This is a genomic window from Streptomyces sp. NPDC048018, from assembly GCF_043202995.1.
Lineage (GTDB): Bacteria > Actinomycetota > Actinomycetes > Streptomycetales > Streptomycetaceae > Streptomyces.
The window spans coordinates 156074-173990 of sequence record NZ_JBIDBK010000008.1; the positions used below are offsets into that span (position 1 = coordinate 156074).

Genomic DNA, 17917 nt, shown 5'->3' on the forward strand with positions numbered 1-17917 from the left:
TTCGACGGACGTAGTACCGCCTCCACCGCGGTCCTCAGCCCGCCGCCTCCCCGCCCTTGCCGGAGGGGGAGCCGGCGGGCTTCCGCGCGTCCGGGACCGGTGTCCGTCCGCTGCGGAACGGCCGCCGCGCCCCGGCCCCGCCCGCGGCCATGGCCGGATCCCGGCGCCCGGCCAGGGCCCGGTCCACCGCCGCGTCCAGCGGGAGCGCCTCGCCCTCGCGGTACCAGGCGCCGTAACCCTCGGCCCCGAGCAGCTCGCTCGCCCGCCCCGCGCACAGCGCCCGCGCCCCGTTGAAGTGCGCCGAGCCGAACAGCGGCAGCCCCACCGCGTCCCACACCGGCATCGCCGCCCCCTGCAGCACCGCCGCCTCCGCGGCGTCGCCCTCGGCCACCGTCACCAGCGCCAGCAGCTCGATCGCGAGGACCAGCCCCACCAGGTCGTGGAAGGCGTGGTTGATGGCGACGCACTCGGCGAGGAGCTCCCGCGCCGCCGCATGGTCCCCCTCGGTCAGCGCCGCGTAGCCCAGCACGTAGAGCGCGTAGGCCCGGGTCCAGCGCTCGCCCCGTTCCTCGCAGATCTCGCGCACCTCGGCGCACAGCGCCACCGCCCCCTCCAGATCCCCCTGGAAGGCCCGCGCCATCGCCAGCTCCACCTGACCCATCAGCACGTTGCTGTTCAGCTCGCCCAGCTCCCGGTAGCTGCCCAGCGCCCGCCCGATCAGCTCCTCGGCCCGCGGCATGTCGTCGGAGAGCAGTGCCAGACAGCCCATCCGGTGCGTCGCGTACGCCTCCGCCACCGCGTTCCCCGCGACCCGCGCCCGCTCCCCGCACTCGTGCAGCGCGGCCACCGCCGCCGTGTCGTCGCCCTGCAGGATCGCCACGTAACCGAGTACCCACAGCGCCTTCAGCCGGGCCTCCTCGTGTGTCGTCACCGGCGGGGACGCCGTCGCGTCGAGCGCCCGGTCCAGCCAGTGCCGTCCCTCGGAGAGCCGCCCGCAGCCCACCCAGGAGAACCACAGCGTGCCGGCCAGGTGCTGGGCCAGGTGCGCGTCCTCCGCCGACTCCAGGCAGAGTTCGAGTGCCGCCCGCAGATTCGGCAGCGCCACGTCCGTACCCGCGGCCACCTCCGCCTGCCGGGGGCTGAACCACTCCAGCTCGCACCAGGTGGCGAGCCCCATGTACCAGTCCCGGTGCCGTCGCCGCATCCGTTCCGTGTCGCCGAGGGCCGCGAGCCACTCCGCGCCGTACGCGCCGACCGTGTCGAGCATTCGGTAGCGCGGGCCCGCCACCGTGGCCTCGCGCGTCACGAGCGACTGCGCCAGCAGCTCGCCGAGCACGTCGAGCACCCGGTCCGCGGGGAGGCCGGGGCCCCCGCACACGTACTCCACCGCTTCCAGATCGAAGGGCCCGGAGAACACCGAGAGGCGTGCCCACAGCAGTCGCTCCTCCGGGGTGCACAGCTCGTGGCTCCAGCCGATCGCCGTACGCAGCGTCCGGTGCCGGGGCAGGGCCCCCCGCCGCCCGCGGTCGAGCAGCCGGAAGCGGTCGTCGAGCCGCCGCAGCAGCTGGTCCGCCGTGAGCAGCGGCAGCCGCGCCGCCGCCAGCTCCAGCGCCAGCGGGATCCCGTCCAGCCGCCGGCACAGCTCCCGCAGCGCCACCGGATCTCCCGGCGAGGCCGCCCCCGCCTCCGCCGCCCGCCCCGTGAGCAGGGCCATCGCGTCCTCGTCGGCCATCGGCGCCAGCGTCAGCACCCCCTCGCCGTCGACCCGCAGCGGCCGCCGCCCCGCCGCGAGCACCGTGAGCCCGGGGCAGCCGAGGAGCAGCTCCCGCAGCAGCGCCGCGCACTCCTCCACCAGATGCTCGAAGCCGTCCACCACCAGCAGCAGCCGGAGCTCCGCGAGATGCTCCACGAGCACCTCGCGCGGCCCGCGCAGCGTGTGGTCCGTCAGCCCGAGCGCGTCGACCAGTGCGTGCGCCACCAGCCCGGGGTCGCGCAGCGAGGACAGCTCCGCCAGGCACACCCCGTCGACGTAGCGTTTCTGCAGCGCCGCCGCGGCCCGCAGCGCGAGCCGGGTCTTGCCGACACCGCCCACCCCGACGACCGTGACCAGCCGGAACCCGTCGAGCATCAGGGCCAGTTCGTGCTGTTCCGCGGCCCGTCCCACGAACCGGTTCAGCTCCGCAGGGAGATTGCTCCGTCGCATGGGACACGGAGCGTACTCATCCGCGCGCACTCCGTACAATCGGTGCCGTGCAACTCCCCTCCCACAAGCGGTAATGCGGTACGGCGGGAGAGCTCCGGCGCGATAGGGTCGGAGGACGTTTACCAGCACGGGTCCGACGACCGTCCGGGGCCCGACGACAGCAGAGAGCGGTGCGGAGTGACCGGTGGTGAGGTTGCCGGGATCCTGGTGGCCGTGTTCTGGGCGATCCTCGTCTCCTTCCTGGCCGTGGTGCTGGTGAGGCTGGCGCAGACACTCAAGGCGACCACCAGACTCGTCGCGGACGTGACCGAACAGGCCGTCCCGCTGCTCGCCGACGCCTCCGCGACCGTGCGCTCCGCGCAGACCCAGCTCGACCGGGTCGACGCCATCGCCTCGGACGTCCAGGAGGTCACCTCCAACGCCTCCGCGCTGTCCACCACCGTCGCGTCCACCTTCGGCGGCCCCCTCGTCAAGGTCGCCGCCTTCGGTTACGGGGTGCGCAAGGCGCTGGGCGGACGCGGGCGCCAGGACGCGCCGGCCGCGACCGGGCGGCGTACTGTCATCGTCGGTCGCTCCGTGCCGTCCGCGAGGCGCCGGAAGCAGAAGGGCTGAGCACGATGTTCCGCCGTACGTTCTGGTTCACCGCGGGCGCGGCCGCCGGTGTGTGGGCCACCACCAAGGTCAACCGCAAGATCAGGCAGCTGACCCCCGAGAGCCTCGCCGCCCAGGCGGCGGACAAGGCCGTCGAGGCCGGCCACCGGCTGAAGGACCGCGCCGTGGGCTTCGCCCTCGACGTGCGGTCGAACATGCTCCAGCGGGAGGCCGAGCTCGGCGACGCCCTGGGCCTGGACGCCCCGGTCGATCCGGAGCGCGACCAGGCCCTCCCGGCACCGCGCCGCAGGGCCGCGCTCGGGCCGCACAGCACCCCCAACGTCACCACGTATTCGCTTTCGTACAACCGGAATGAGGACCACTGATGGAGTCGGCTGAAATCCGCCGCCGCTGGCTGAGCTTCTTCGAGGAGCGCGGGCACACCGTCGTCCCTTCGGCGTCGCTCATCGCGGACGACCCGACTCTGCTCCTCGTCCCCGCCGGCATGGTGCCCTTCAAGCCCTACTTCCTGGGTGAGGTCAAGCCGCCCTTCACGCGCGCCTCCAGCGTGCAGAAGTGCGTGCGCACGCCCGACATCGAAGAGGTCGGCAAGACCACCCGCCACGGCACCTTCTTCCAGATGTGCGGCAACTTCTCCTTCGGCGACTACTTCAAGGAAGGCGCCATCAAGCTCGCCTGGGAGCTGCTGACCTCCTCGGTGGAGCACGGCGGCTACGGGCTGGAGCCGGAGAAGCTCTGGATCACCGTCTACCAGGACGACGACGAGGCCGAGGCCATCTGGCGCGACGTCGTCGGCGTTCCGGCCGAGCGCATCCAGCGCCTGGGCAAGAAGGACAACTTCTGGTCCATGGGCGTCCCCGGTCCCTGCGGCCCCTGCTCCGAGATCAACTACGACCGCGGCCCCGAGTTCGGCGTCGAGGGCGGCCCGGCCGTCAACGACGAGCGGTACGTCGAGATCTGGAACCTCGTCTTCATGCAGTACGAGCGGGGCCAGGGCATCGGCAAGGAGGACTTCGAGATCCTCGGCGACCTGCCGTCCAAGAACATCGACACCGGCCTCGGTCTCGAGCGCCTGGCGATGATCCTCCAGGGCGTGCAGAACATGTACGAGACCGACACCCTCAAGGTCGTCATCGACAAGGCCACCGAGCTCACCGGCGTCGCCTACGGCAAGGCCCACGACTCGGACGTCTCGCTGCGCGTGGTCGCCGACCACATGCGCACCAGCGTCATGCTCATCGGCGACGGCGTCACCCCCGGCAACGAGGGCCGCGGCTACGTGCTGCGCCGCATCATGCGCCGCGCCGTCCGCAACATGCGGCTGCTCGGCGCCACCGGCCCGGTCGTCGGCGAGCTCGTCGACACCGTCATCAGGACGATGGGCGAGCAGTACCCGGAGCTGGAGACCGACCGCAAGCGCATCGAGACGGTCGCCCTCGCCGAGGAGGCCGCGTTCCTCAAGGCCCTCAAGGGCGGCACGAACATCCTCGACACCGCCGTCACCGAGACCAAGGCCGCCGGCGGCACGGTCCTCTCCGGCGACAAGGCGTTCCTGCTCCACGACACCTGGGGCTTCCCGATCGACCTCACCCTGGAGATGGCCGCCGAGCAGGGCCTCTCCGTGGACGAGGACGGCTTCCGCCGCCTGATGAAGGAGCAGCGGGAGCGCGCCAAGGCCGACGCCCAGGCCAAGAAGACCGGCCACGCCGACGTCACCTCGTACCGCGAGATCGCCGACAGCGCCGGCGCCACCCAGTTCACCGGCTACACCAACACCGAGGGCGAGACCACGGTCGTCGGCCTCATCGTGAACGGCGTCCCGGCCCCGGCCGCCTCCGAGGGCGACGAGGTCGAGGTCGTCCTCGACCGCACGCCGTTCTACGCCGAGGGCGGCGGCCAGCTCGCCGATCACGGTCGCATCAGGCTGCACTCGGGCGCCGTCATCGAGATCCGCGACGTGCAGCAGCCGGTCCCGGGCGTCTCCGTGCACAAGGGCTCGGTGCAGGTCGGCGAGGTGACCGTGGGCTCCACCGCCTACGCCGCCATCGACGTGCGCCGCCGCCGGGCCATCGCCCGCGCCCACAGCGCCACCCACCTGACGCACCAGGCGCTGCGCGACGCCCTCGGCCCGACCGCCGCCCAGGCCGGTTCGGAGAACTCCCCGGGCCGCTTCCGCTTCGACTTCGGTTCGCCGAACGCCGTGCCCGGTGCCGTCCTCACGGACGTCGAGCAGAAGATCAACGAGGTGCTGGCCCGCGAGCTCGACGTGCACGCCGAGGTCATGCCGATCGACGAGGCCAAGCGCCAGGGTGCCATCGCCGAGTTCGGCGAGAAGTACGGCGAGCAGGTCCGCGTCGTCACCATCGGCGACTTCTCCAAGGAGCTGTGCGGCGGCACGCACGTGCACAACACCGCCCAGCTGGGTCTGGTGAAGCTGCTCGGCGAGTCCTCCATCGGCTCCGGCGTGCGCCGCATCGAGGCCCTGGTCGGCGTCGACGCCTACCACTTCCTCGCCCGTGAGCACACGGTCGTCGCCCAGCTCCAGGAGCTGGTCAAGGGCCGTCCGGAGGAGCTTCCGGAGAAGATCTCCTCGATGCTCGGCAAGCTGAAGGACGCCGAGAAGGAGATCGAGAAGTTCCGCGCGGAGAAGGTCCTGCAGGCCGCCGCCGGTCTGGTCGACTCCGCCCGGGACGTCCGCGGTGTGGCCCTGGTCACCGGCCAGGTGCCGGACGGCACGGGCGCCGACGACCTGCGCAGGCTGGTCCTCGACGTGCGGGGCCGCATCCCGTCCGACCGCCCGGCCGTCGTGGCCCTCTTCACCACGGCCAACGGCAAGCCGCTCACGGTCATCGCCACCAACGAGGCCGCCCGCGAGCGCGGCCTCAAGGCCGGCGAGCTGGTCCGCACGGCCGCCAAGACCCTCGGCGGCGGCGGTGGCGGCAAGCCGGACGTCGCGCAGGGCGGCGGCCAGAACCCGGAGGCCGTCGGCGCCGCCATCGAGGCCGTCGAGCGTCAGGTGCTGGAGATCGCGTGACCATGCGTCGAGGCCGCCGTATCGCGGTCGACGTCGGGGACGCCCGGATCGGGGTCGCCTCGTGCGACCCCGACGGGGTCCTCGCCACGCCGGTGGAGACCGTGCCGGGGCGCGACGTCCCGGCCGCCCACCGGCGGCTCCGCCAGATCGTGGAGGAGTACGAGCCGATCGAGGTGATCGTCGGTCTGCCCCGCTCGCTCAGCGGGCGGGAGGGCCCGGCGGCGACCAAGGTCCGTGCCTTCGCCCGCGAGATGGCCAAGGGCATCGCCCCGGTCCCGGTCCGGCTCGTCGACGAGCGGATGACCACGGTCACGGCCACCCAGGGCCTGCGGGCCTCGGGGGTGAAGTCCAAGAAGGGACGCTCCGTGATCGACCAGGCCGCCGCTGTGATCATCCTTCAGAACGCTCTTGAGTCCGAACGGGTATCAGGTAATCCGCCCGGTGAGGGCGTCGAAGTGGTCATCTGATCGCGATACGGTAACGTTCCGCGCGATGCGGCGGTGTTCGAACAGCTGCCGCACTACGTAGAGGCGGAACGTCCGGAAGCCTCGCGGCTGTTTGGGGATCGATGACTGAGTATGGCCGGAGCCCCGGCTCCGAACCGTGGCACCCCACGGATCCCCTGTACGGGGACCAGGGGTGGGAGGGCCAGCAGCAGTATCCGCAGCAGCACCAGCAGCCGCAGCATCAGCAGCAGCCGCCGTACGGGCACCAGGAGCCCCAGGGGCACCAGGACCCGTACGGGCAGCAGCAGGCGTACGCCGACGGGATGTACCAGCACCAGCAGCCGCAGGGCTACGACGCGCAGCAGTACGGCGCCGAGCAGTACGGCGGGCAGTACGGCGCGCAGCAGTACGGAGACCAGCAGTACGGCAACCAGCAGTACGGAGACCAGCAGTACGGAAACCAGGGCGGTCACGACACGCCCGGGTATCCCGCACAGCAGTACGACGGCACCTGGGAGTCCGGCCAGGCGGCCATGCCGTACCACGCGCCCCCCGCCGATCCGTACGGCGGCCAGGACCCGGACCTCTACGGCACTCCCGAGGCCTACCCCCCGCCGCAGCCCCCGGGCCGGCGGCAGGTCCCCCCGCAGCCGACGACGGACTGGGACGAGGAGCAGCCGGAGGAGGACCATCCCTTCTTCACCGGTGAGGAGCCCGCCCCGGGTCCGCGCGGCCGTCGCGGCACGAAGGACCGCGAGGACGAGTACGCCGACGGGGACGAGGACGACTACGAGGAGGAGCCGGGCGGCCGCCGCGGCTCCCGCTCCGGCGGCGACCGCCGCGGCAACAAGGGCCGCAAGGCGAAGAACGGCATGGCCTGCCTGGTGGTGGCCGCCGTCATCGTCGGCGGTGTGGCCGGCGTCGGCTACTTCGGCTACCAGTTCTGGCAGGGCCAGTTCGGCGAGGCGCCGGACTACGTGGGTGCGGGCTCGGGCGACGTGCAGGTCGAGATCCCGGACGAGGCCGGCGGATACGAGATCGGCAACATCCTCAAGAAGGCGGGGGTCGTCAAGAGCGTCGACGCCTTCGTCTCGGCCCAGCAGAAGAACCCCAAGGGCATCTCGATCCAGGCGGGCGTCTACACCCTGAAGAAGGGCATGTCGGCCGAGAGCGCGGTCACGCTGATGCTGAGTCCGCTCAGCAAGGCCAACTTCGTCATCTCCGAGGGCCGCCGGAACGTCTGGGTGTACGAGCAGATCGACAAGAGGCTCGGGCTCGAGCCCGGCACGACCCAGGGCGTCGCCAAGGCCAAGGCGGACGAGCTCGGCCTCCCGGACTGGGCGAAGAACCACAAGGACGTGAAGGACCCGCTGGAGGGCTTCCTCTTCCCGGCGAGCTACCCCGTGGCCAAGGGCAACAAGCCCGAGGACGTCCTGCGCAAGATGGTGAGCCGGGCGAACAAGGAGTACGGCAAGTACGACCTGGAGGCCAAGGCGAAGGCGCTCGGCGTCGACGGCCCCTGGGAACTCGTCACGATCGCGAGCCTGGTCCAGGCGGAGGGCACGTCGCACGACGACTTCCAGAAGATGGCCGAGGTCGTCTACAACCGCCTCAAGCCGTCCAACCCGCAGACCTACGGCGGGCTCGAGTTCGACTCGACGTACAACTACATCAAGAACCAGAGCAAGCTCGACCTGTCCCTCACCGAGCTGCGGAAGTACGACAACCCGTACAACACCTACTTCGTCAAGGGCCTGCCGCCCGGTCCGATCGGCAACCCCGGCAACGAGGCGATGACCGGCACCGTCAACCCGACGAACGACGGCTGGTACTACTTCATCTCGCTCGACGGCAAGACCTCCCAGTTCACGAAGACGAACGCGGAGCACCAGAAGCTCGTCCAGAAGTTCAACGAGTCGAGGAAGAACTGATGGCGGCAGCACGACGGGCGGCCGTCCTCGGCTCTCCGATCGCCCACTCGCTCTCCCCGGTGCTGCACCGGGCCGCGTACCGGGAGCTCGGTCTCGACGACTGGTCGTACGGGCGCTTCGAGGTGGACGAGGCGGGGCTCCCCGGCTTCGTGGGCGAGCTGGACACCACGTGGGCGGGGCTCTCGCTGACCATGCCGCTCAAGCGGGCGATCATCCCGCTGCTCGACGAGATCACGGACACCGCGGCCTCGGTCGAGGCCGTCAACACGGTCGTCCTCACCGGGGACGGACGCCGGGTCGGCGACAACACCGACATCCCCGGCATGATCGCCGCCCTGCGCGAGCGGGGCGTCGAGAAGGTGGACTCCGCGGCCGTGCTCGGCGCGGGCGCCACCGCCTCCTCGGCGCTCGCCGCGCTCGCCCGGATCTGCGCCGGGCCGGTCACCGCGTACGTACGGAGCGAGGCCCGCGCCGACGAGATGCGCGGCTGGGGCGAGCGGCTCGGCGTCGAGGTGCGCACCGCCGCCTGGGACGCGGCGGCGGAGGCCTTCGCCGCACCGCTGGTGATCGCGACCACCCCGGCGGGGACCACCGACGCCCTGGCCGCGGCCGTGCCCGACGGGCCCGGAACGCTGTTCGACGTGCTGTACGACCCGTGGCCCACCCGGCTCGCGGCCGCCTGGTCGGCGCGGGGCGGGAAGATCGTCGGCGGGCTCGACCTCCTGGTGCACCAGGCGGTGCTCCAGGTCGAGCAGATGACCGGGCGTGCTCCGGGGCCGCTGGCCGCGATGCGGGCGGCGGGGGAGCAGGCGCTCGCCGAGCGCTGATCCGGAGGGGCCAGAGGGGCCAGAGGGACCAGAAGGGCCAGAGGGGCCAGAGGGGCCAGAGGGGGAAGGCCGGTCATGGGGGGCGACGTGCTGCTCGCGTCGAAATGGGAGCTCGGGATCGATCTCCTGCTGTTGCTGCGAGGGCTGATCCGGTTCGCCCTCATGGACGGACCGGCCTGGATCCGCTATCCCGTCATCGCTCTGGGATCCGCGTTCGTCCTGTACGTGGTGGGGTCCTGGTGCCGTGAGCGGTGGCTGGGGCGCGGTGAGGCTGCCGGGGAGGAGACTCCGACCCGGGCCGACTCGTGAGACCTGTGTCCCGACTCGTGGACCGGAGATCGATCGGGTCCCGGGACGTGGGAGGATCGGGGGAGGCGGACCAGGGCCGCGCACCCAGGTCGCGCCGTCGCAGTGCCCAGGCGCGAGCATGAGGAGCATCGTTGAGCAGGTTGCGTTGGCTGACGGCGGGGGAGTCCCACGGACCCGCGCTGGTTGCAACCCTTGAGGGACTTCCGGCCGGCGTTCCGGTCACCACGGAGCTGGTGGCGGACCATCTCGCACGGCGGCGTCTCGGCTATGGACGCGGTGCCCGCATGAAGTTCGAGCAGGACGAGATCACCTTCCTGGGCGGCGTCCGGCACGGCCTGTCCCTCGGTTCGCCGATCGCCGTGATGGTCGGCAACACCGAGTGGCCCAAGTGGGAGAAGGTCATGTCGGCCGACCCGGTCGACCCCGCGGAGCTCAAGGAGACCGGCCGCAACGCGCCGCTGACCCGCCCCCGTCCCGGTCACGCCGACCTGGCCGGCATGCAGAAGTACGGCTTCGACGAGGCCCGGCCGATCCTGGAGCGCGCCAGCGCCCGTGAGACCGCCGCCCGCGTCGCCCTCGGCGCCGTGGCCCGCTCCTTCCTGAAGGAGACGGCCGGCATCGAGATCGTCTCCCACGTCGTGGAGCTGGCCGCCGCCAAGGCCCCCTACGGCCTCTACCCGACCCCGGCCGACGTCGAGAAGCTCGACGCCGACCCGGTGCGCTGCCTCGACGCCGACGCGTCGAAGGCGATGGTCGCCGAGATCGACCAGGCCCACAAGGACGGCGACACCCTCGGCGGCGTCGTCGAGGTCCTCGCGTACGGCGTGCCCGTCGGCCTCGGCTCCCACGTGCACTGGGACCGGCGCCTCGACGCCCGGCTCGCCGCCGCCCTCATGGGCATCCAGGCCATCAAGGGCGTCGAGGTAGGCGACGGCTTCGACCTCGCCCGGGTGCCCGGCTCCCAGGCCCACGACGAGATCGTCAAGGGCCCCGAGGGCATCACCCGCAGCTCCGGCCGCGCCGGCGGCACCGAGGGCGGCCTCAGCACCGGCGAGCTGCTGCGCGTCCGCGCCGCGATGAAGCCGATCGCCACCGTCCCGCGCGCCCTGGCCACCGTCGACGTCGCCACCGGCGAGGTCGCCGCGGCCCACCACCAGCGCTCCGACGTCTGCGCCGTCCCGGCCGCGGGCATCGTCGCCGAGGCGATGGTCGCGCTGGTCCTGGCGGACGCCGTGCTGGAGAAGTTCGGCGGCGACAGCGTCCCCGAGACCCGCCGCAACGTGCGGTCCTACCTCGACAACCTCCACATCCGGTGACCGGCGGCCCGCTGGTCGTCCTCGTCGGACCGATGGGCTCCGGCAAGTCCACCGTGGGCGCGCTCCTCGCCGAACGGCTCGGCGCGCCCTACCGGGACACGGACGCCGACATCGTCGCCGCCGAGGGGCGTGAGATCGCGGACATCTTCGTCGAGGACGGCGAGGACCACTTCCGCACCCTGGAGCGCGAGGCCGTGCGCCGCGCGGTCGCCGAGCACGGGGGCATCCTCGCCCTCGGCGGCGGCGCCGTGCTCGACGCGGCCACCCGCGAGCTGCTGCACGGGCTGCCCGTCGCGTACCTCTCGATGGACGTCGAGGCCGCCGTGCGCCGCGTCGGCCTCGGCGCCGCCCGGCCGCTGCTCGCCGTCAACCCGCGCCGCCAGTGGCGCGAGCTGATGGACGCACGCCGCCATCTGTACGAAGAAGTCGCGAGCGCCGTCGTCGCCACCGACGACCGCACGCCCGAAGAGGTCGCCGACGCGATCCTCGACGCACTGGAGTTGAAGGACGTATGACGGACCAGGCAGTGACCCGTATCCAGGTCGGCGGCTCCGCGGGCACCGATCCGTACGAGGTGCTGGTCGGCCGGCAGCTGCTCGGTGAGCTTCCCGGCCTGATCGGCCCCCGGGCCAAGCGGGTGGCCGTGATCCACCCCGAGGCGCTGGCCGAGACCGGCGAGGCGCTCCGCGCCGACCTCGCCGACCAGGGCTTCGAGGCCGTCGCCATCCAGGTGCCCAACGCCGAGGAGGCCAAGACCGTCGAGGTCGCCGCCTACTGCTGGAAGGCGCTCGGCCAGACCGGCTTCACCCGCAGCGACGTCATCGTCGGCGTCGGCGGCGGCGCCACCACCGACCTGGCCGGCTTCGTCGCCGCGACCTGGCTGCGGGGCGTGCGCTGGATCGCCGTGCCCACCACCGTCCTGGCCATGGTCGACGCGGCCGTCGGCGGCAAGACCGGCATCAACACCGCGGAGGGCAAGAACCTCGTCGGTGCCTTCCACCCGCCGGCCGGTGTGCTGTGCGACCTCGCCGCGCTCGACTCGCTGCCGGTGCACGACTACGTCAGCGGGCTCGCCGAGATCATCAAGGCCGGCTTCATCGCCGACCCGGTCATCCTCGACCTCATCGAGGCCGATCCCGAGGCCGCCCGCACCCCGGCCGGACCGCACACCGCCGAGCTCATCGTGCGGTCGATCGAGGTCAAGGCCGAGGTCGTCTCCGGCGACCTCAAGGAGTCCGGCCGCCGCGAGATCCTCAACTACGGGCACACCCTCGCCCACGCCATCGAGAAGAACGAGCGGTACAAGTGGCGCCACGGCGCCGCCGTCTCCGTCGGCATGGTCTTCGCCGCCGAGCTCGGCCGGCTCGCCGGCCGCCTCGACGACGCCACCGCCGACCGGCACCGCGCCGTCCTGGAGTCCGTCGGGCTGCCGCTCACCTACCGCGGCGACCAGTGGCCCAAGCTCCTGGAGACCATGAAGGTCGACAAGAAGTCCCGCGGCGACCTGCTGCGCTTCATCGTCCTCGACGGGCTGGGCAAGCCGGCCGTCCTGGAGGGCCCCGACCCGGCCGTCCTCGTCGCGGCGTACGGCGAGGTGTCCGCGTGACCGAACGGCGTCGCGTCCTCGTCCTGAACGGCCCGAACCTCGGCCGCCTCGGCTCCCGCGAGCCCGACATCTACGGCGCCACCTCCTACAAGGGGCTCGTCGAGTCCTGCCGGAGCCTCGGCGAGGAGCTGGGCTTCGACGTCGAGGTGCGCGAGACCAACGACGAGGGCGAGATGATCCGCTGGCTGCACGAGGCCGCCGACGACGCCCTCCCGGTCGTCCTCAACCCCGGCGCCTTCACCCACTACTCGTACGGGATGCGCGACGCGGCCGCCCAGCGCACCGCGCCGCTGATCGAGGTGCACATCTCCAACCCGTACACCCGTGAGGAGTTCCGGCACACCTCGGTCGTCGCGGCCGTCGCCACCGGGACCGTCGCGGGCTTCGGCATCGGCTCCTACCGGCTCGCCCTGCGCGCGCTCGCGGAGGAGCTCGACGCCTGACGGAACCCTTCGGGCACCTCGCTCCGCCCCCGGCCGTTTCCCCTCGGGAAGCCGGGGGCGGTAACGTTCCGGCAACGACGAATCGGCGCAGGGACGGAGTGGGGCACCGGATGCAGCACGGGATGGGGGCTCCGATGCCACCGAACGAAGCCGCGGGCCAGGCCCACTGGGGCACCGGGGCCCCCGGCGCCCGGGCCCAGGGCGGACACCCGCCGGTCCCGGTCCACCATCCCTACCCGGCGCCGCCGGCCGGGCAGCCGGGACCGTCGGCGCCCGCCGCTCCGCAGGGCCCCCCGGCCCACCCCGGTCCGCAGGGCCACCAGGCGCCCGCCGGTCCGCAGGGACCGCCGGTCCCGCACGCGCCCGCTCCCCAGGGCCCGCCGCCCGGGTGGAGCGGCGGACAGGTCACCTCGCACATCACGCTGCCGCCCGCCGTCACCGGCACCGGCGGCGCCACGCTCGCCGTGCTGCTGATAGGCCCGGCCGGCGCGGGCAAGACGACCGTCGCCCGCCACTGGGCCACCCGGCGCCCGGTCCCCACCGCCCACATCAGCCTCGACGACGTGCGCGAATGGGTCTGCTCCGGCTTCGCCGACCCCCAGTCCGGCTGGAACGAGAACTCCGAGGCGCAGTACCGGCTGGCGCGCCGCACCTGCGGCTTCGCCGCCCGCAACTTCCTGGCCAACGGCATCTCCTGCATCCTCGACGACGCCGTCTTCCCCGACTGGCCGGTCGTCGGCCTCGGCGGCTGGAAGCGTCATGTCGGTCCCGGCCTGCTGCCCGTCGTCCTGCTGCCCGGTCTGGACATCGTCCTGGAGCGCAACGCCGAGCGCAGCGGCAACCGGCGCCTCGCGGACGAGGAGGTCGCCGCGATCCACGGCCGGATGGCCGGCTGGTACGGCTCGGGGCTCCCGATCATCGACAACTCCACGTACGACGTGGAGACCACCGCCCGCGTCCTGGACGACGTCCTGGCCCGCGCGATCTCCGGCCGGCCCCCCGCCTGACCCGCCGCCCGCAGGGCCGGCCCGGCGGGCGGACGCCCCCGGCCGGGCGTGCCCGGTCTGCGGCTCCTGCCCCGTCGGGGGCTCCTCGGGCGGGTGCTGCCCGGTCGGGCGTTCACAACAGGCCGTGGCGCCCGGCCGCTCGTAGGCTCGGAGCATGTCAGAGGTGTATGCGGACCGCCGTCTACGGCTGCGCGACCGGAGTGCGGCCGCGGGCAGCCCGGCGGCCCTGGTCTCCCGCCCCGCCAACGTCCGCTATCTCACCGGCGGGTCGCCCGCCGGCGCGGTGCTGCTGCTCGGCCCCGACGAGGACGTCCTGCTCTGTCCGACCGCCCCCGGCGGCGATCCGGCCGACGGACGGGTCGACGAACTGCTGCGCCAGCTGGTGCTGCCCACGGGCGGCGGCGATCCGGCGGTCGCGGGCGTCGGCTTCGCCCGCAAGGCGGGCGCGGACGCGCTCGCCGTCGAGGAGCACCATCTGACCGTGGCCCGGCACCGCGCCATGGGCTCCGCCGCCCCCGAGCTGCGGCTCGCCGACCTCTCGTACGCCGTGGAGCAGCTGCGCATCGTCAAGGACGAGGACGAGATCGCCTGTCTGCGGATCGCCGCGGAGATCGCCGACCAGGCCCTCGGGGAGCTCCTGGAGTCGATCCTCGTCGGCAGGACCGAGCGGCACCTCGCCCTGGAGCTGGAGCGCCGGCTCGTCGACCACGGCGCCGACGGGCCCGCCTTCCCCACCTCCGTGGCCACCGGGCCGCACGCCGGCCGGGCCGGGCACAGGCCCACCGACCGGCGGGTCGAGGAGGGGGACTTCCTCTCCGTCTGCCTCGGCGCCAACTATCGCGGCTACCGCTGCGAGATCGGCCGCACCTTCGTCATCGGCACCACTCCCGCGGACTGGCAGATCGAGCTGTACGACCTCGTCTTCGCCGCTCAGCGGGCTGCCCGCGAGGCCCTCGTGCCCGGCGCCGAGTACCGGGACATCGACCGCGTGGCCCGGCAGATTCTCGCCGCGGCCGGCCACGGCGACACCGCCGCGGCCCTCACCGGGCACGGGGTGGGCCTGGAAATCGACGAGGACCCGCAGCTCGCACCCGCGGCCATGGGTAAACTGGACGCTTGCGTGCCGGTCACCGTCGAACCGGGGGTCCACCTCCCGGGCCGGGGCGGAGTCCGGATCGATGACACGCTCGTCGTACGCCAGGAGGCGGACGGCGGACCCGAGCTACTCACCATCACGACCAAGGAGCTGCTCGCGCTGTAACGGCGCGTACGCCTCCCGGTCGGCGTCAGTCCAGGAGATTCCGCAACCGTGGCTTCCACGAACGACCTCAAGAACGGCATGGTGCTCAAGCTCGAAGGCGGCCAGCTCTGGTCCGTCGTCGAGTTCCAGCACGTCAAGCCCGGCAAGGGCCCCGCCTTCGTGCGCACCAAGCTCAAGAACGTGCTGTCCGGCAAGGTCGTCGACAAGACCTTCAACGCCGGTGTGAAGGTCGAGACGGCCACCATCGACCGCCGCGACATGCAGTTCTCCTACATGGACGGCGACTACTTCGTCTTCATGGACATGGAGACCTACGACCAGCTGCACGTCGACCGCAAGGCCGTCGGCGACGCCGCCAACTTCCTCATCGAGGGCTTCACCGCCTCCGTGGCGCAGCACGAGGGCTCCGTGCTCTACGTCGAGCTCCCGGCCGCCGTCGTCCTGACGATCAAGCACACGGACCCGGGCGTCCAGGGCGACCGCTCCACCGGCGGCACCAAGCCCGCCATCCTGGAGACGGACCACGAGATCCAGGTCCCGCTCTTCATCACCACCGGTGAGAAGATCAAGGTCGACACCCGCACCAGCGACTACCTCGGCCGGGTGAACGACTAACCGTGGCCGCCCGGAGCAAGGCCCGCAGGCGGGCCTTCCAGATTCTGTTCGAGGCCGACCAGCGAGGCGCCTCGGTGCAGGAAGTCCTCGCGGACCAGGTTCGGCTCCACCGGGCCGACGACCGCCAGCCGCCGGTGAACGACTTCACCATGCAGCTGGTCGAGGGCTACGCCCAGCACGTGGCCCGCATCGACGACCTCATCGCGACCTACGCGGTGGACTGGGACCTCGACCGGATGCCCGTCGCCGACCGGAACATCGTGCGCCTCGGGGCGTACGAGCTGATCTGGGACGACGGCACACCGGACGCGGTCGCCATCGACGAGGCCGTGCAGCTCGCCAAGGAGTTCTCCACGGACGAGTCGCCGACCTTCGTCAACGGTCTGCTCGCGCGCTTCAAGGACCTGAAGCCGCGACTGCGCCGGGACGCCTGAGCGGCTCCCCGGCAGGCGAAGGGGCTCGCAGCACACGCCGTGCTGCGGGCCCCTTCGCCGTCCCCGCGTACGCCCGTGCGTGCGACGCCCTCGGCCGTGTCCGCGTTCCGCCCGCCCCGCCGGGTTCTTGCCGTCCCGGTGTGCGACGCCCTCGGCCGTGTCCGCGTCCCGCCCGCCCCACCGGGCCCTGTGCCGTCCCCGAGGTACGCCCGGACGTGCCGCGCCCCCGGCTGTGGCCGTGGCCGGGGTACGGCCGCCCGGCGCGGCCGGGGTACGCCGCCGTACGGACACCCCTCCGGCCTCTGCCGCCCCGTCCCGGCCCCGTGGCCTGGCGTCCGGCACCGGGTCGCTCGCCCCTTGCTGTGTCCCATCCCCTCTGCGGTCTCCACGGCTCCCTCCGACCGCCGCACCGCGGAGTCTCGCGCGCCGTACCGCCGAACGGGTGAATCCGGCCGCCCGGGTACGCGAAAACGCCGGGGCCCCGGGAGTCGCGATGACTCCCGGGGCCCCGGCGGCACGTTTCTGCTGAGGCCTGTCGGCTCAGTTCTCCTCGTGGGCGACCGCGCGGCGCGCGTCCGCGTCGAGGACGCCCCAGCTGATCAGCTGCTCCGTCAGGACCGAGGGGGACTGGTCGTAGATCACGGCCAGGGTGCGCAGGTCGTCCTGGCGGATCGACAGCACCTTGCCGTTGTAGTCGCCGCGCTGCGACTGGATCGTCGCCGCGTAGCGCTGGAGGGGGCCGGCCTTCTCCGCGGGGACGTGGGCCAGCCGCTCCAGGTCGAGGACCAGCTTCGGCGGCGGCTCGGCGGCTCCGCCCGGCGTGGTGCCCGGCAGCAGCTCCTGCACCGGCACACCGTAGAAGTCCGCCAGCTCGGCCAGGCGCTGCACGGTCACGGCGCGATCGCCACGCTCGTACGAGCCGACCACGACCGCCTTCCAGCGGCCCTGGGACTTCTCCTCCACACCATGGAGGGAAAGGCCCTGCTGGGTGCGGATCGCACGGAGTTTGGCCCCGAGCTGCTTTGCGTATTCGCTGGACATAACGCTCCCGGACGCTGTGACGACATGCGGCTGCGCCGCGCGGCTGGTAACTCACTGTGAGGTTACGCAGCGTGACACTCTCCCGTCAAGCCGAATGGTCCGTACCGGCCCCTCCCGGGGGACGGTCTCCGGAGTGGCGTCCAGGGTGGTGAGCTGGACGCGAAGCCGCCCTGGTAAGGTGGAGGGCGCAATTCCGACGTCCTTTAAGGTCCGTCCCGTGAGGCGGAGAAGGAGGTCCGTTTTCATATGGACGCACAGCAGCACACCGATGTGGCACGGCCCGTTCTCGAGGCCCCCGACATCGCGCGGGTCCTGACCCGCATCGCCCACGAGATCGTCGAGCGCGCCAAGGGCGCCGACGACGTGGTCCTCCTCGGCATTCCCACCCGTGGTGTCTTCCTCGCCCGCCGGCTCGCCGAGAAGCTCGAGTCGATCACCGGCGCCAAGGTCCCCGTCGGTTCCCTGGACATCACCATGTACCGGGACGACCTGCGGATGAAGCCCGCCCGTGCGATCGGACGCACCGAGATCCCCGGTGACGGCATCGACGGCCGCCTCGTCGTCCTCGTCGACGACGTCCTCTTCTCCGGCCGCACCATCCGCGCCGCCCTCGACGCCCTCGGCGACATCGGCCGCCCGCGCGCGGTCCAGCTCGCCGTCCTCGTCGACCGCGGCCACCGCGAGCTCCCGATCCGCGCCGACTACGTCGGCAAGAACCTCCCCACGTCGCTGCGGGAGACGGTCAAGGTCCTGCTCGCCGAGGAGGACGGTCGCGACACCGTGCTGCTCGGCAGCAAGCCCGTCTCCTAGCCGGACCGGCACACCCGACGGG

At 72.5% G+C, this 17917-nt stretch carries 18 protein-coding genes; 16 read left to right on the forward strand and 2 right to left on the reverse strand.

Annotation, left to right across the window (positions count from 1 at the left end; genetic code table 11):
* Positions 1–34 precede the first annotated feature (34 nt).
* A complete protein-coding gene (locus ACGF1Z_RS28265; protein WP_393008761.1) occupies positions 35–2203 on the reverse strand; it encodes an ATP-binding protein in 2169 nt (722 codons plus the stop codon).
* A 177-nt stretch (positions 2204–2380) separates the two neighbouring features.
* Here ACGF1Z_RS28265 and ACGF1Z_RS28270 point away from each other — a divergent pair, with 177 nt between their 5' ends.
* From ACGF1Z_RS28270 to nusB, 15 genes are all read left to right on the forward strand, one after another.
* Complete coding sequence (locus tag ACGF1Z_RS28270) at positions 2381–2815, forward strand: DUF948 domain-containing protein (protein ID WP_393008763.1); 435 nt, start codon at positions 2381–2383, stop codon at positions 2813–2815.
* Between the two features lie 5 nt (positions 2816–2820).
* Positions 2821–3180, forward strand: coding sequence for a hypothetical protein (locus ACGF1Z_RS28275; RefSeq protein WP_393008765.1), 360 nt, complete (start codon positions 2821–2823; stop codon positions 3178–3180).
* Positions 3180–5849: an alanine--tRNA ligase gene (gene alaS / locus ACGF1Z_RS28280; protein WP_393008767.1), complete on the forward strand. Its 2670-nt coding sequence runs from the start codon at positions 3180–3182 to the stop codon at positions 5847–5849. Before ACGF1Z_RS28275 ends, alaS begins: the two co-directional genes overlap by 1 nt.
* Positions 5850–5851: 2 nt before the next feature.
* Positions 5852–6316 carry a Holliday junction resolvase RuvX gene (gene ruvX, locus ACGF1Z_RS28285; protein ID WP_393008941.1) on the forward strand — a complete coding sequence of 155 codons (465 nt, stop codon included), beginning with the start codon at positions 5852–5854 and terminating at the stop codon, positions 6314–6316.
* Between the two features lie 101 nt (positions 6317–6417).
* Positions 6418–8226 carry an endolytic transglycosylase MltG gene (mltG, locus tag ACGF1Z_RS28290; protein ID WP_393008769.1) on the forward strand — a complete coding sequence of 603 codons (1809 nt, stop codon included), beginning with the start codon at positions 6418–6420 and terminating at the stop codon, positions 8224–8226.
* Positions 8226–9053, forward strand: coding sequence for a shikimate dehydrogenase (locus tag ACGF1Z_RS28295; protein WP_393008771.1), 828 nt, complete (start codon positions 8226–8228; stop codon positions 9051–9053). The genes mltG and ACGF1Z_RS28295 overlap by 1 nt, the downstream gene beginning before the upstream one ends.
* Before the next feature lie 75 nt (positions 9054–9128).
* On the forward strand, positions 9129–9362 hold the full coding sequence (locus tag ACGF1Z_RS28300; RefSeq protein ID WP_393008773.1) for a hypothetical protein: 234 nt from the start codon (positions 9129–9131) through the stop codon (positions 9360–9362).
* 131 nt (positions 9363–9493) lie between these two features.
* Positions 9494–10678, forward strand: coding sequence for a chorismate synthase (gene aroC / locus ACGF1Z_RS28305; RefSeq protein WP_393008775.1), 1185 nt, complete (start codon positions 9494–9496; stop codon positions 10676–10678).
* Positions 10675–11193, forward strand: a complete 519-nt coding sequence (locus ACGF1Z_RS28310; protein ID WP_393008777.1) for a shikimate kinase — start codon at positions 10675–10677, stop codon at positions 11191–11193. The genes aroC and ACGF1Z_RS28310 overlap by 4 nt, the downstream gene beginning before the upstream one ends.
* Entirely contained in the window at positions 11190–12284 is a 1095-nt protein-coding gene (gene aroB, locus ACGF1Z_RS28315; protein WP_393008779.1) for a 3-dehydroquinate synthase, read from the forward strand. The genes ACGF1Z_RS28310 and aroB overlap by 4 nt, the downstream gene beginning before the upstream one ends.
* Positions 12281–12727, forward strand: coding sequence for a type II 3-dehydroquinate dehydratase (gene aroQ / locus ACGF1Z_RS28320; RefSeq protein ID WP_393008781.1), 447 nt, complete (start codon positions 12281–12283; stop codon positions 12725–12727). Before aroB ends, aroQ begins: the two co-directional genes overlap by 4 nt.
* 110 nt (positions 12728–12837) lie before the next feature.
* Positions 12838–13734 (forward strand): AAA family ATPase, encoded by an 897-nt coding sequence (locus ACGF1Z_RS28325; protein WP_393008783.1) that lies wholly within the window; start codon positions 12838–12840, stop codon positions 13732–13734.
* A 154-nt stretch (positions 13735–13888) separates the two neighbouring features.
* Complete coding sequence (locus ACGF1Z_RS28330) at positions 13889–14995, forward strand: aminopeptidase P family protein (RefSeq protein ID WP_393008785.1); 1107 nt, start codon at positions 13889–13891, stop codon at positions 14993–14995.
* 48 nt (positions 14996–15043) lie between these two features.
* Complete coding sequence (gene efp / locus ACGF1Z_RS28335) at positions 15044–15610, forward strand: elongation factor P (protein WP_393008787.1); 567 nt, start codon at positions 15044–15046, stop codon at positions 15608–15610.
* A 2-nt stretch (positions 15611–15612) separates the two neighbouring features.
* Positions 15613–16044, forward strand: a complete 432-nt coding sequence (gene nusB, locus ACGF1Z_RS28340; protein WP_393008789.1) for a transcription antitermination factor NusB — start codon at positions 15613–15615, stop codon at positions 16042–16044.
* Positions 16045–16584: 540 nt separating this feature from the next.
* On the opposite strand, the gene bldD is transcribed toward nusB, so the two are convergent.
* A complete protein-coding gene (gene bldD / locus ACGF1Z_RS28345; protein ID WP_189976704.1) occupies positions 16585–17085 on the reverse strand; it encodes a transcriptional regulator BldD in 501 nt (166 codons plus the stop codon).
* Positions 17086–17331: 246 nt separating this feature from the next.
* Between bldD and pyrR the strand changes: the two genes are divergently transcribed.
* Positions 17332–17895 (forward strand): bifunctional pyr operon transcriptional regulator/uracil phosphoribosyltransferase PyrR, encoded by a 564-nt coding sequence (gene pyrR, locus ACGF1Z_RS28350; RefSeq protein ID WP_393008792.1) that lies wholly within the window; start codon positions 17332–17334, stop codon positions 17893–17895.
* Positions 17896–17917: the final 22 nt, after the last annotated feature.